We start from the raw sequence: 14,390 nt of genomic DNA on the forward strand, positions 1-14,390 counted from the left end.
ACCCTCTCAATCAACGCATTCAATATGGCTTCCACAGTGTATGCGCTGTTATGTATTGACTTGCTTGAGATGGGTAGCATTAAAGACTGCTCGCTATATTACTTTTTGTTCTTAAGCAACCAACAGTCGTACTAATCACGGACTGAGACTTCGTGGTATCGATCAATAAATATCTTTTGAGATCAGGGTTAGAGGGGTCTTAATCATGATTTTTATATCGAGCCACAGCGACCAGTTATTGATGTAGTGGAGATCTATTTCAACCCGCTTTTGCATCTTGTCAATGGTGTCCGTTTCTCCGCGGCAACCACTGATCTGAGCCAAACCGGTGATACCCGGCTTGATCCGGTGGCGGGCCATATAAGCGTGGATTTTTCCGGTGTAATAATCATTGTGGGCAACGGCATGTGGGCGTGGACCTACAAGAGCCATATCACCGTGTAGAACGTTGAATAGTTGCGGCAATTCATCCAGCGAAGTGCGCCGGATAATACGCCCGACGGCAGTCACACGAGAGTCATTTCGGCTGGCTTGCTGTACGTGTTTGTCGTCATGAACTTGCATGGAGCGAAATTTCCATACCTGTATGACTTTGCCATTCCAGCCGTGTCGCTGTTGTTTGAAAATAATGGGGCCAGGAGAAGACAATTTAACCGCGAGTGCAATCAGGATCAGCAGCGGGCTAAGGGCAATGATTGCGCCTAGCGAAAGAGAGCGCTCCATCAGTGCCTTGCTAAAAGCAGCAGTGGGGTGGCTCGTCAGCGGACTTTCGTTCAAGTGAATAGCCGGACGACCGCCGACTTCGCTGACCGAGTGGTTTAGCAGCAGCATGCTGTCCAGATCAGGAACCCACACTACGTCAACATTCATGTCAAGCAGATCAATATAAAGTGCCTCAATACGCTGGGCATCCTGCAATGATAATGCTATGTAAAGTCGACGTATGTTGTGCTCAGTTATCAGTGCCCGCAGCTGCGTCAGTTCACCAACAATTAATGGCGAGTTTTCGGCGTCCTCAAATGGAGAGGCACTGACAACGCCAACCAATGGAAAGTGGTTTTGTTGAATAAAGCTGTCAGCTAACTTCAGCGCGACACCGTCTGACCCAATAATAAGACTATTGTAATGATGGTTTATATGTTGGTGGTAGTAGCGGGATAAGAAGTGAAGAATCAAATAGGCCGGTACTTGAATGGCATAACCAAGAAGTGCCCAGCTGATCATGATTTCTCGAGAAAATAATTCATTGGACTTTGTGATAAATCCAATAATGCTCAAGGACGCCAGGATGAACACCCATCCGCATAATAGGCGGAGCAATCCATTAAGGTAAGAATGTCTTTTGTAAAAAGCCTTGGATACAGAGTATGCGGGCACTGACAAAAGGACAGCTAAAATGGCGAGTGTTCGGTAGTGGAGGTCGATAACACCGTTTTTGGCGTAAACCATACCAAACAGTGCTGATATGACGAGGCTCATAGAAATGAACCACTGTCCCCAAAAGGTGAGCCCTTTGGTGATGGATTTTCTATCTATGCGAGTATGTATCAAGGTATCAGCCTTGTATAAGTTTTTGTCAGTATGAGAGTTGCTGGCGATAGTGTTGCAATCGCTGCATTCTTCATGTGTGTCGGATTCGTAAAGTACTGATTACAGCGGCTGAATTAATAGCCAATAATAAGGGATATGAAAAAGCAATGCTCGACCATTTATAACATTTATAATGATGTCATATAGCCATGTAGTCTTGAGCGAAAGTAATTTTTGATACTATGGATATGAAATATCAACTGGCGATACTCAGGGCGCTATATTGGTGCCGGGTATCCGATGTCACTGCGCGCTTTTCACGTCCTGCACCAAGCAGTAACCTCGGTTTCGTACCGAGCGAAACAAGCGTTCTCCGAAGGCATCTTTGAACTTGCTCTGAAGTCGGCTCAAACACATTTCGAGCCCTCTATAGCTGTTAACGTCCTTATCGATACCTGAAATAAGCTCTTGCTTGCTGCAAATCCGTGCTTCGTTAAGCATCAACGTTTTTATTAGCAAGGACTCAATAGCAGTGAGCTGTATTCCAGCTGCTGCTGTGCTCAATTCTCTTGACGCGAAGTTGAACATCCAGGTTTCAGGCGTAGGTGAGTGCGCGGGGGGTATTTGGTTAGCTGGCATTGGAGCACTGGTCGTCGACGTTATGCTCAAGGCTGGAGTATCGAATACCTTGAGGGGGTGGGCGTGATTTTTGAGTGGCAGTGGTTTTCTTGGATGGCTCTGTCGGTGTGAAGAAGCGCCTGTCCATAAGGTAACAAGATTATGTGCCAAGTGACTGTGCTGCGGTGATATATAGACATTTGTGCGGGGTGAATAATTAAAAATTCTAAGCGTGGGCTTCATGCTTCAACTCATCCCTGTGTCAGATATGGCATGGTCAATCCAATGTGACGCGTTCGTTTTCCTGATTACTACATGTGGTGGCCAGGTACGACTCAAAGGCACTATCAAAAATTCGTCAGGAATACATACTGATATCAAGCGGAAACTGTACCTCTGCGCAGTCGATAGCCGAACGCTCTTACACTGAATATAAGTTCTAACGAGTAAGATTTTTTTATTTTGGTCCTTAATCGGCTGATGGTTTTTTCCAGTGCTCTCGGGTCATAAAAAACAATATTTGGATCCAGTGTTTTTGCAATATCGTCCTGGCTCAATGCATGATTAGGTGCGCGCAGTAGAGCATCAATAATGGTCATTTCGGTATACGATATTTCAAGCTTATTGGTGCTACTGCTTAACAACAGTCGAGTGCGATCGAGGAATAACTGGGTTGTTTTCTTCCAGTGGGAATCGTCGAGTGTGCGTGATAAAAGTTTCGACTTCTCCTCTGCGTCGCTCGGCAATTTAATACAGTGGTCAGCTCCGGCAAGATAATAATTAACGCTTGAGAATGCCTTGGTATTGGTTACCAATATAAAGATGCAAGCGGTGTGATTGACCAAACGGACTTTTTTAACCAATTCGATGCTGTCATTAATACCATCGGGTTGTCCTGCTTCGATGAAAAACGCATCTATGCCGTAAAAATCATACTCTTTGGTCGTTAAGTAATCGCGGGCGTCAACTGTCCTCATGTCTGATGATACAAGATTTTTAATATCGTCATTGAGCGCTTCGGTTTGTATACAATTTAACACTGAAGCGGTGTTTGTATCGGCCTTGCATCCTGCGGAAAGCATATCACCTAACCCAAATACCTAGAGGCGGCCTGATTTTGCCATACCCGCCTACGTTGAAACCGACAATTTATAACATTGTCAGGGTGTATTTCATAGCTCGATAACAGTTTCCCCAGAGGTCACAATCAGGAAAAATCTTCAGCGCATTCAGGCCGAAGACGCACTATGTCCGATACGTTGAATGGCGTTGTGTAGTCTGCACCAAAAATCGGTCAGGCTTCTAGAAACACCTTAAACTCTTCCAGGGTTGGCCATTGCATCGTAAGAGAGGAGTGCGCGTCCCTTGGCATATTTTCATGACCCCCGTGATGCATCTGGCCAAAGCTACTCAGTGGAGCTAGATCTGCTGACGCGCCAGATGGAAACTCACAGACAAGGCTAGGAAGCTAACAAAGGGATGACCCATCTGGCCTCACTGAGCAAACACTTCCGGAATCGGTTGCGAGCACTGGGCTGCTAACAGCAGACCAGTGCTAACGGGGTAAAAGTCACAGTCCATAGCTTAATTAGCAGCCCAACAATGTGTTGGAGCTGTTCATTCACTCGGTGATCTTTTCAAAGTTCTCATAAAACGCATCGCGGTTGCGGCCGTCGGTCATCGTATGCAGCGAGTACTGGCGATGCAGCATGGCGCCACCGTCTCGAGTCAGCGGAGCCCATGCAATGTTTGCGCGGCTCATGGTCGAAACACTCATCATCTCGTCGAACGGAATCGAGATATAAATGCCCTTGTCAAAACTACCTTCGCCGTATTCTTCCTTGGATGCCGTGGTACGGGTTACCCAGCCGCCGAACTTCACGCCATTGGTAAACTCGCGGGAAATATCGATAGTGGTACCCCAGTCGCGGGCCAGGTAGCGACCTACACTGACTGCTGCGTCCAGATCAAACGGCAGCTTGGTATAGGTAGTGACATGGCCAGTCAGGGTTTTGTAGTCTCGCAACCCGAAGCCCTGATCAAAATCTCGTTGGCGCACATAGTTCAAATCGGCACCGATCGACCAGCGTTCACCCATCGGGCGATACAACAGTTCACCGCCGACACCGGCGTACATCGGTTCCAGATAACCGCCATAGACCATGCCATACAGATCCTGATCCAGTCGTTTTGCCTTGTTAAGCTGCAAGGCCGGCATGGTGATATCGGAAGTGGTTGCATATTGGCGCAAATCGGTTCGCACCCTCGGAAGATTACTCGCGGTATCGTATTTGAATTTGTCGTAGTTGTTCAGCAGGTTGGCGCTGATGCCACCACTCGCCCAAGTGCTTGGGGTGAAGCGATATTGCCCTTCGGCATAGGCGCTGATCTGGTAGAGCAGGAATCCATCGGGGCCACCCAGATTTTGCTGGTAGCCCAGGCCAAAGCCATAGGTAAACGGATCCGGCTTTTGCTGATACAGGGTTTTATCGTAATGGGCGGTAGCGCGATTGACCTCGGTGGTGCGATGCAGGTCCACCAGATCTTGCTCGTTATTGATCACATTGCGGAAGGTTGAGCGCGGCACGCTGGTTTCTTCCACCGGCATGTCATAACGCTTGTTCACCAGGGTAAACCACTGGATCTCATCATTGGCGTTATTGTCCAGAATCCGGCTGGCGCGGCCTGCACCCTTGGCGGAGTAGAAATACTTGGACTGCTCGCCATACACCATCAGCTCTGAATCACGTTGGGCAATACGCTCGACTTTATAACCGGCGTTGCTTTCCAGCTTTTTCGACACCTCGGCCCAGTCAACCTGGTCCAGCCCTACGGTTGGCGTATTGGCCGGCAGCGGTTGGGCAGGAGGGTCGTAGGTTTTGGCCGGCGCTTTGCGGCTGACAAAATTGGTGTGCAGGGTAATACCGAACAGGGCGGTATTGCCGCGTTCCCAGCCAGCAGTCAGGTCAATATTCTCGTTAAGTTTGTAGACTGCGCCGATATTGATCGGGGAGTCCTGAACCTGGTTGTTGCTTTGAGGTTCGTTTTTGTAATCGTTGCCATCAAATTCTATTTTGACACTCAACGGCTGCCATGGAGTTTGATAGGTGACCCCGCCAAATAAACCCGGCTTGCCACGGAAATACGAACTGGTGTTCACATCACCGGCAGTGGTGGGAGTTGGTCGAGAGTCAAAACGGTCATCGATATACCCAAGAGGGTTGTCAAAATCACCGCGGTTACCGATATAGCCCCAGGCAATACCCAGGCTGAAATCCAGGTCTTTGTAGCGCTTGTTGGCTACAAAGTACTCGCTGGAGAACAAGCCTGTACCGCCGATATCGCGGAAACCCAACGCTACCTCTGGTAGCCAGTGGCTTTCTTGCCAGAGACGGGCTTTGGCATCGACCGCCTTATCCTTATAGCTTTGCTTTCCACTTAAGGCCTCCGACCCGTACATCCGGTTGGAAATGGAGGTATAGCGGAATGTCCCTTCGAGCCAGTCAAGTGGCTGCAAAGACAGGCTGTAACGTGAATAAGGTTCTGTGCGGTTAGCGTTCAGGCTTAATTCACCTGCGGGTGCCATACGGGCGGTTGGTGTTTGCAGCAAGCCAACACCACCAAAATCATTTTGTGTATAGCGTGGCTCCGCATGGGCCAAGCTATAGGGCAACAAGACGACAACAGCAAAACGTAACTTCAAGGTGCAACCTCAGCCAGCGGTTGAGTGGCAAGAAACTGCGCCAACTGCTCGTTCAAATCAGGCGTGGGCAAATCGGCATTGTCATTGCGTACCGGCACTAAAATCGTGCTGCCGGCGACCGCATGCACGCTGTCCTCACGGTTCCAGGCAGCAATGGCGACTTGCTTGTAGGTGCCATCTGGACGAATCAACCACAGAAAATCGCTCTCTGCTTGTTTCAGGCGCGGGCAATGGTCGAGATAATCGCGTACCTCTTGCATGGCCTGATAGGGCAGCACACAGCGCTGCTCCACGGCGCCGAGTACGGTCACCGTATTGGTACGGGCAGGGTAAATAACCCGATCACCATCGCTAAGCAGATAGTTACGAGCAAAACCGACTTCCAGTGCGATTGGGTCCAGATTGGCAACTTTACGGCCGGTAACCGGCAGCCGGTCGACCTCTTCATAAAGGCGCACAGCCGTAGCTGCCAAGGCGTCCTTGTTGTTGAGCAGGGCGCCACGCTGGAGCATTTTCAAATCAAACAGCACGCCCACTTTAAGCCGTGTCTGTTTTTCCATTTCGGGCTGATGCAACCATGCCGCTGCCAACCAGTAACTTTCCGGGTTGGGGCGCGCCTGGCGGATCACGTCCAGCAAGCGCATGCCGGGTGTATAAGCGACACTGATGGGCTTTGACACATCACCGCTAACAGACACTGCGGCCTGGCTCAGGGAGGCATGGCTCAGCAGCACGCACAATGCCAGTTTTTTCAAATGCTTCACTGGGTAACCTCCCAGTCAGGGCGCAGGTGCACAATCCTCAGCAACAGCCCCGGAGTCACATACTGCTCGCTCTGCAAGATAATGCCGTCGGCAGGCCGCACCCAATAACGGTTGGTGCCGCTAAAGCCCAGGGCCGGGATTTCCACCTGTTCATCGACACGCTGCAGTACATAGGGGGTGTCGAGGATGGTCACGGTTTCCAGCCCTTTACGGATAAAGCGGCTATTGACCGCCAGACCGACCTGTTCGCCCTTATACATGTCGATCCAGCGCGTACTGCGCTCGCCGTCGGCAATATGCTGCAAGCCGCGCTTGAAGGGCGACTGGCCGTCAAAATGAGTGCCGTCCAGGCCTGGCTCCAGCCCGGTGGTGCGAACCACTAGGCCGTTGCGCATCAGCAGTACTTGTTTGCCCGAGGCAACCCAGTACTGCAAATCGCCCTGTTGTCGCAGTTTGGCCATGACCCCTTGACTGGAAGGGGTGGTGACCAAAATTTGCGCATAAGGTACCGCCGCCACATCGTCAGCCGTCAGTGGCAACGGCTCGGCGCTGTGGAGGGTAGCTTTGAAGGTGTCAACGGATGCTTTCATCAGCGGGCTGCAGCCACACAGCAGCAGGCACGCCACTAGGCATGAGCGGTTACGAAGAGTTTTCAAAACGGCTCAAACCTTATCGGCTGTTAGCTTCACTGAGGTTGTTACCTGCGGCGGCACCGGTACCCAGAATGGTGGCCGATGGCAGCAACTGGCTGATCAGACGGTTCCAGCGGGTAACTTGGGCGGGGCCAACGTAAACAATATCCTGAGGTTTGAGTTCAAAACGGTTGGCAATCGCAAAAGCGACAGGCGACTCGGCGTCAAGCTGGTAGACCTTGGCCGGCTCGGTTTCGATATTCTCGGCACCACGGATCACATACAGCGCATTGCCGTTGGAGGTGGTTTGGTTCAAACCACCGACAGAGCCGACGACATCAGCCAGGCTCATGTGCTTGGTTTTAAAACGTATTGCCTGGGGTGCAAGAACCTCACCCATAACATAAATCTTTTTGCGGTCATTGTATGGCAGGTACAGTTGGTCACCGTCTTTCAAAAAGACATTGTGCAACTGCGATCCGGTCGTGTTGAGCGCATCGATATCCAGCACATATTCTTTGCCGTCACGGGTCAGCGTCAGTCCGGACAGGTCAGCATTCAGCGGTTCAATACCAGCAACGCCGAGTGCTTCAACCACGCTCATAGGCGAGGTAGTAATAGGCAATGGCCCGGCTTTAACTACAGCTCCGGCAAGAATTGCCTTTTGACTGGCAAATCGTAGAACACTCAAATCCACCTGTGGACTGTCAACGTATTGCGCCAGACGTTGGGCAATTGTCGAACGCAGTTCTTCGATGGTTTTACCCGCAGCATCAAGCTTGCCGATATACGGGTAGAAAATAGTACCGTCCGGTCGCACCAGGCGACCGTTAGCGTCAATCTGTTGTTGCGCGCCTGATGGGGCTGTCAATTCGGGATGATCCCAAACAGTGATATACAGCACATCATTGGCACCAATCCGGTAGGCCGCAGGCTTGAATGCCAGCAATTCTGCTGGCACCGAGCTTGAGACGTGTGTCGCCGCGTTTTGCGCAATCAGCTTGGGAGTGATGGGTATTAGCTCTACCCGACTGCTTTCTGGTGAGCCTTCAGTCCCGATTTCACTGGTATCCAGGTACTGACCGGGCGCAAACATACAACCTTGCAGGGCGAACCCTGCAAGTACCGCGAGCGACAAACTACGAATCATCATTGAGGACACTTGTAAAGGAAACACATCAAAATCAAATGCCTGGAGTATCCCAGGTGGTTTAGTCCTTTCGACCTGGCGGGTACTTAGCGAGTAGTACCGGTAGTGCCTGTGGTACCAGTAGTGCCAGTAGTGCCAGTGGTGCCGCCGTTGCTGCCGCCACCGCCACCGCCACCCGAAGCTGCAGCTGCAATACCGGCAGCAGCGGCAACACCCAGACCTACTGCAGTAGTGGTGCTAACGCCACCCAGTACGCCGGTTTCGGTAGCCAAAGATGAGTCCGAGGCAGCGCCAGTTTCAGCTGCAGGTGTATTTGTTGCAGGTGCGTTAGCCGCAGGCTCAGCTGCGAATGCAGATGCGCTCAGGGCAAGGGCGAGGGCGGAAACGATAAATTTATTCATTTGAAAATCCTTTTGTAAAAGTCTGTATTGGCGTTAGTGCTGTAGCGCCTATGTCCAAGGCTATGAACGTCGAACCCTGGATATGCTTCAAGCCCCTGATGGCGCTATAAGTGTGGCACTCAAGTGATTCTGTACAGGCATTTTAATGTGCAATAACGGCTCAAGAATACCTGCGCAGAGCGGTCAGTGTTGCTGACCTTTTATAACGCCCGTCTAGTCTGCAGTTATCTGCAGGGGCTGGGTAAATGTTTAGAGCAACATCTTTGAATGGTAGTTTCTACATTCAATTGCATCAGTCCAGATTTACGTCCGACCATACTTGTCTTCAAAACGAACAATATCGTCTTCACCCAAATATGAACCTGATTGCACTTCAATCAGTTCCAGAGGAATTACCCCTGGATTTTCCAGTGCATGGATCTGACCAATTGGAATATAAGTCGACTCATTTTCGCACACCAGATAGGTTTTTTCACCATTGGTCACCCTGGCTGTACCGCTTACCACGATCCAGTGTTCGGCACGATGGTGATGCATCTGCACCGAGAGTTTGGCGCCCGGTTTCACGGTGATGCGCTTGACCTGATAGCGATGGCCATTGTCGACGGAGTCATAGACGCCCCACGGCCGATAGACCTCGCGATGGTTGATATGTTCAGTACGCGAGCCGCTTTTCAATTGCTCGACGATCTTCTTCACATCCTGTACATGGTCCTTGTGAGCGACCAGTACCGCATCCTTGGTTTCTACAATCACCAGGTCATCCAGGCCGACAGTCGCAACCAGGCGGCTGTCCGCATGTACATAGGTATTGCGTGACTGCTGGTTGAGCACATCACCCTTGAACACATTGCCCTGTTGGTCCTTGTCACTGACATCCCAGAGCGCAGTCCACGAGCCAATATCGCTCCAGCCTGCATCCAGTGGCACCATTACCGCATCGACGGTTTTTTCCATCACGGCGTAGTCCACCGACTCATCCGGGCAGCCGGCAAAGACGGCTTCGTCTACGCGGGTAAAGTGCATATCCTGCGAGCCTCCGGCCAGCGCGGCACGGCATGCAGCCAGAATATCCGGGCGATGACATTCCAGTTCTTCCAGGTAGCGACTGGCACGGAACATAAACATGCCGCTGTTCCAGAAGTAACTGCCACTGACCAGATACTCTTGAGCTGTGACCAGATCAGGCTTTTCAACAAAACGATTGACCCTGAAACCGCCAATTCCCACGTCGTCGCCTTGCTCAATATAGCCGTAGCCCGTTTCCGCATGGGTCGGAACTATACCGAAGGTCACCAGCTTGCCGTCTTGCGCCAAGGGCAAGGCGGTCTGGATGCTCGCCTGGAAAGCGCCCACGTCCTTGATCAGGTGATCAGCTGCGAGTACCAGCAGGATCGGGTCCTGGGCTTCGCTGCAGGCTTGCAAGGCTGCCAGGGCAATGGCTGGCGCGGTATTGCGGCCGACCGGCTCCAGCAAAATTCCGGCTTTATCGAGCCCCAGAAGGCGCAATTGTTCGGCAGCGAGAAAGCGATGCTGTTCATTGCAGATCAGCCGCGGTAATTCGGCGCCCAGCCCGTCAAGGCGCTGAATAGTGGCCTGAAGCATTGAAAAATCAGCATCGGCCAGCGGCAGAAACTGTTTGGGATTGAGCTGCCGTGATAGCGGCCACAAACGGGAGCCCGACCCCCCGGCCATGATGATCGGAAAGAGCATGTTCATAATCCTTTGTATGCTTTAAGAGTTAGCGCAGCGCATCCAGGTAAGCACGTGTGTTGGCATGTACCTGCTCACAGGTCTGCATCTCGGCCTGAGACCACCATCGATAAGCATCATGCTGAGCGTGAGGGGGATGCAAAATGTCGTCCGCACCCAGAACCAGTTGGTAAGCGAGTACCACGTAGTGGGTGTCCGGACCTTGCCCGGGCGCCGCAAACACGCTGTCAGCGTAAAAGTGTTCATACACCCCCAACAAGCGGGCGTCGCTACGCTGACTGGCCTTGCCCAACTCTTCCAGGGTCAGCCTGTCAAAGGCCGCATCCAGGGTTTCATTTTTGAGGATGCGTCCACCGGGGACAAACCAGTTGCCCTGGGCCGGCCGATTAAGCCGTTGCCCCAACAGGCATTCGCCCTTGCTGTTTTGAACCACCAGGTCGATGGAGATCAAGGGTGTTGAATCGACAACGCTGCGAAACAGTTCGTTGCTGAGCCACATGATTTAAATCTCGGTCAGGAAACGATTCAATATCTGGTCTTTATCCAAAAACTCGCAGGCATAGCCAGTAGCAATCACATTCGGTGCAGACATGGATAAAACGGTCTCGATACCCTTGATCAAGGCCTCGACCGATTCAGGCTCCACCAGGGTGGCGATACCTGGGTACTCCGAACACAGCAACCCCAAGCTGGTATCAGGATCAGCGGTGATCAAGGCATTGCCGCCTACTGCCAGGATATTGGTGAGCTTGGACGGCAATACAGCATCTGCGGCCCCGCGTTTCTGGATCACCAAATGACAGTCGGCCGAAGCCAGCAGGGCAGGCAGGTCGTCATAGGGCTGAAGCGGCGCGAATACAATATTGTGCAAGTTGTGCTTTTGGCTTAGCTCCAGTAATCGGGCTTTACCTGCACCTTCGCCCACCACCAAAAACACCAGGTCGGTTCGCGCTGACAAGCGTTGTGCCGCTTCGACTACACATTCAAGGCCTTGCTTCTCGCCAATGTTGCCGGAGTAGAGCAGTACGCGCTTGTCGGGATCGACGCCAAGCCTGCGTAGCAGTGCTGCATCACGTCGCACGTTGCGGAAACGGGCGGTTTCGGACCAGTTGGGAAAGAACCTCAACCGCTCTTTGGCAACGCCTTTTTCAGCCGCCCGCTGCAACATGCCGCTGGAGATAGTTGACACGCGGTCAAATGCTCGCAGCACACTCCGTTCAACAGCAAACGCCCAGCGTTTGAGGCGCTCGCCCTTGGCGATGGAAAGTCCGAACAGGGCATCCACTTCGTAATCCTGTATATGCAGCACCGAAGTGGCGCCCGTCAGCTTGGCCAGAGCCAGTGCCTGGGGAGCGCAAAACAGCGTTGGCACTACCAGAATCACCAATTCTGGCTTCCAGCGTAACTGGGTCAGCATGGCAAAGGTCGACGACAGTGAAAAACTGGCCAAATGCAGCATGCGTTTGATTGCTGTCGGCTTGGCTGGAACATACAGCGGGCAACGAATGACCGTGACGCCAGCCTCCCGGCGTTTGTTGAAACGCCAGGAGCTGAAGCCTTGCCAGACCTTCCAGTCCGGGTAATAAGGCGGGGCTGTAACGACCCGCACCTCATGCCCCTGGGCGGCCAGCCAGGCAGCCATCTCACCGCTGTATTTACCGATACCGGTCAGTTCGGGGCTGTAGTTGATGCCGTAGAGCAAAACTTTCATCAGTGTGTCCGCGCCTGTTGCACGTTAGTGACATACCAGTCATAGGCATCTTTGAGTCCGTCTTCCAGGCTGATACTGGCCTGCCAGCCCAGTGACTTGAGGCGCGACACATCCATCAGCTTGCGCGGAGCGCCATCCGGTTTACTGGTATCGAAGGTCAGCTTGCCAGTAAAACCAGTCACCTCAGCAATGGTTTTAGCCAGTTCACCAATAGTGCAGTCAACCCCGGTGCCAACGTTGATATGCGACAGCATCGGCTGGGTATTGGCCTGATAAGTGGCATCGTCAAGTTCCATGACATGGATGCTGGCCGCAGCCATATCGTCCACATGCAAGAACTCGCGCATCGGCGTACCGGTGCCCCAGATCACCAGTTCTGCGTCGCCGCGCTGCACTGCTTCGTGGAAGCGGCGCAGCAGGGCAGGGATCACATGGCTGTTCTGCGGATGGTAGTTATCATGCGGGCCATACAGGTTGGTCGGCATTACGCTGCGGTAATCACGGCCATGTTGACGGTTATAGCTTTCACACAACTTGATCCCGGCGATCTTGGCAATCGCATAGGGCTCATTGGTGGGCTCCAGCGTACCGGTGAGCAAGGCCTCTTCGCGCATAGGTTGCTCGGCATGCTTGGGATAAATGCATGACGAACCGAGGAATAACAACTTGTGTACATCGTTCAGGTGCGCTGCCTGAATGATATTGGCCTGGATCATCAGGTTTTCGTAGATGAAGTCAGCCGGGTAGGTGTTATTCGCCTGAATACCGCCCACCTTTGCCGCAGCCAGATACACCTGATCGATCTTGTGCTCCTGGAAAAAGGCCTGCACGGCCTGTTGATCCAGCAGATTCAGGGTGTCACGCCCGGCAGTCACAATACGGGTATAACCCAGTGTCTGCAGACGGCGGACGATGGCCGAGCCGACCATCCCGCGATGGCCGGCAACAAAGATATTCTGGTTCAACTCACGGGCCATACTCAGTTCTCCGTAGCCACCGGCAAGTCATGACCGTGCTCTTTGAGCAGTGCATGGCGCTGCGCGACCTTGAGGTCTTCGCGAACCATTTCTGCACACATCTCCTGAGCAGTGATTTCCGGTACCCAGCCCAGCACTTGTTTGGCTTTGGTTGGATCACCGAGCAAGGTTTCAACTTCGGCAGGGCGGAAGTAACGCGGATCGACTTTCACGATAACGTCGCCGACCTTAAGTGCCGGGGCTTTGTCGCCGTCGATGCTTGCAATAATGGCGTGCTCATCGACACCTTCGCCTACGAATTTCAGGGTGACGCCCAGCTCTGCCGCCGACCAACGAACAAACTCACGCACCGAATACTGCACACCGGTTGCAATCACAAAATCATCCGCTACGTCCTGCTGCAACATCATCCACTGCATGCGTACGTAGTCTTTGGCATGGCCCCAGTCACGCAGTGCATCCATATTCCCGAGGAACAGGCATTGCTCCAGGCCTTGGCTTATATTGGCCAGTGCACGGGTGATCTTGCGGGTTACAAAGGTCTCACCACGGCGCGGCGACTCGTGGTTGAACAGGATGCCGTTGCAAGCGTACATACCGTAGGCTTCGCGGTAGTTAACGGTAATCCAGTAGGCGTACATTTTGGCCACGGCATACGGCGAACGCGGATAGAAAGGAGTCGTTTCCTTTTGCGGTGTTTCCTGCACAAGGCCGTAGAGTTCGGAAGTTGAGGCTTGATAGAAGCGGGTTTTCTTTTCCAGACCCAGCAGGCGGATTGCTTCCAGAATTCGCAGCGTACCCATGGCATCCACATCTGCGGTGTATTCCGGCGACTCGAAGCTGACGGCGACATGGGACTGCGCCCCCAGGTTGTAAACCTCGTCCGGTTGTACTTCCTGGATAATACGGGTCAGGTTGGAAGAGTCCGTCAAATCGCCATAGTGCAGAACGAAGTTACGGTTATTGACATGTGGGTCTTGATAGATATGGTCTACACGCTGGGTATTAAATGAGGACGCGCGGCGTTTGATACCGTGAACTTCGTAGCCCTTTTCCAACAAGAGTTCTGCGAGGTAGGAGCCGTCTTGGCCGGTGATGCCAGTAATAAGAGCACGCTTCTTCATGTTTGACCTTCTTTGATGTCTAAATTTTTATGTTGCTATTAATTAAAATAGTATTGGGGCGACACAT

General features: G+C 52.3%; 13 protein-coding genes. All 13 read right to left on the reverse strand.

Going from position 1 to position 14,390, the window contains the following annotated elements; all coding sequences use genetic code 11:
• Positions 1–162 precede the first annotated feature (162 nt).
• The gene (locus ACP7BO_RS09115; protein ID WP_426209759.1) at positions 163–1,551 is read right to left on the reverse strand and encodes an undecaprenyl-phosphate glucose phosphotransferase; all 1,389 of its coding nucleotides are present in this window, start codon (positions 1,549–1,551) and stop codon (positions 163–165) included.
• A gap of 282 nt (positions 1,552–1,833) precedes the next feature.
• Entirely contained in the window at positions 1,834–2,391 is a 558-nt protein-coding gene (locus tag ACP7BO_RS09120; protein ID WP_426209761.1) for a winged helix-turn-helix domain-containing protein, read from the reverse strand.
• Between the two features lie 134 nt (positions 2,392–2,525).
• A complete protein-coding gene (locus tag ACP7BO_RS09125) occupies positions 2,526–3,230 on the reverse strand; it encodes a winged helix-turn-helix domain-containing protein (protein ID WP_426209763.1) in 705 nt (234 codons plus the stop codon).
• 539 nt (positions 3,231–3,769) lie between these two features.
• Positions 3,770–5,851, reverse strand: a complete 2,082-nt coding sequence (locus tag ACP7BO_RS09130) for a YjbH domain-containing protein (RefSeq protein ID WP_426209765.1) — start codon at positions 5,849–5,851, stop codon at positions 3,770–3,772.
• Positions 5,848–6,615: a capsule biosynthesis GfcC family protein gene (locus ACP7BO_RS09135; protein ID WP_426209767.1), complete on the reverse strand. Its 768-nt coding sequence runs from the start codon at positions 6,613–6,615 to the stop codon at positions 5,848–5,850. Before ACP7BO_RS09135 ends, ACP7BO_RS09130 begins: the two co-directional genes overlap by 4 nt.
• Positions 6,612–7,271 carry a YjbF family lipoprotein gene (locus ACP7BO_RS09140; RefSeq protein ID WP_426209769.1) on the reverse strand — a complete coding sequence of 220 codons (660 nt, stop codon included), beginning with the start codon at positions 7,269–7,271 and terminating at the stop codon, positions 6,612–6,614. The genes ACP7BO_RS09135 and ACP7BO_RS09140 overlap by 4 nt, the downstream gene beginning before the upstream one ends.
• A 13-nt stretch (positions 7,272–7,284) precedes the next feature.
• The gene (locus ACP7BO_RS09145) at positions 7,285–8,397 is read right to left on the reverse strand and encodes a polysaccharide biosynthesis/export family protein (RefSeq protein ID WP_426210362.1); all 1,113 of its coding nucleotides are present in this window, start codon (positions 8,395–8,397) and stop codon (positions 7,285–7,287) included.
• 86 nt (positions 8,398–8,483) lie between these two features.
• Entirely contained in the window at positions 8,484–8,798 is a 315-nt protein-coding gene (locus tag ACP7BO_RS09150) for a hypothetical protein (protein WP_426209771.1), read from the reverse strand.
• Positions 8,799–9,101: 303 nt separating this feature from the next.
• On the reverse strand, positions 9,102–10,511 hold the full coding sequence (locus ACP7BO_RS09155; RefSeq protein ID WP_426209773.1) for a mannose-1-phosphate guanylyltransferase/mannose-6-phosphate isomerase: 1,410 nt from the start codon (positions 10,509–10,511) through the stop codon (positions 9,102–9,104).
• A gap of 28 nt (positions 10,512–10,539) precedes the next feature.
• On the reverse strand, positions 10,540–11,010 hold the full coding sequence (locus ACP7BO_RS09160) for a GDP-mannose mannosyl hydrolase (RefSeq protein WP_426209775.1): 471 nt from the start codon (positions 11,008–11,010) through the stop codon (positions 10,540–10,542).
• A 3-nt stretch (positions 11,011–11,013) separates the two neighbouring features.
• Complete coding sequence (locus tag ACP7BO_RS09165) at positions 11,014–12,222, reverse strand: glycosyltransferase WbuB (protein ID WP_426209777.1); 1,209 nt, start codon at positions 12,220–12,222, stop codon at positions 11,014–11,016.
• Positions 12,222–13,199: a GDP-L-fucose synthase gene (gene fcl / locus ACP7BO_RS09170; RefSeq protein WP_426209779.1), complete on the reverse strand. Its 978-nt coding sequence runs from the start codon at positions 13,197–13,199 to the stop codon at positions 12,222–12,224. The genes ACP7BO_RS09165 and fcl overlap by 1 nt, the downstream gene beginning before the upstream one ends.
• 2 nt (positions 13,200–13,201) lie before the next feature.
• Positions 13,202–14,323 carry a GDP-mannose 4,6-dehydratase gene (gmd, locus tag ACP7BO_RS09175; protein WP_426209781.1) on the reverse strand — a complete coding sequence of 374 codons (1,122 nt, stop codon included), beginning with the start codon at positions 14,321–14,323 and terminating at the stop codon, positions 13,202–13,204.
• Positions 14,324–14,390: the final 67 nt, after the last annotated feature.

This window comes from Pseudomonas sp. TWR2-1-1 (assembly GCF_049897045.1).
Lineage (GTDB): Bacteria > Pseudomonadota > Gammaproteobacteria > Pseudomonadales > Pseudomonadaceae > Aquipseudomonas > Aquipseudomonas versuta.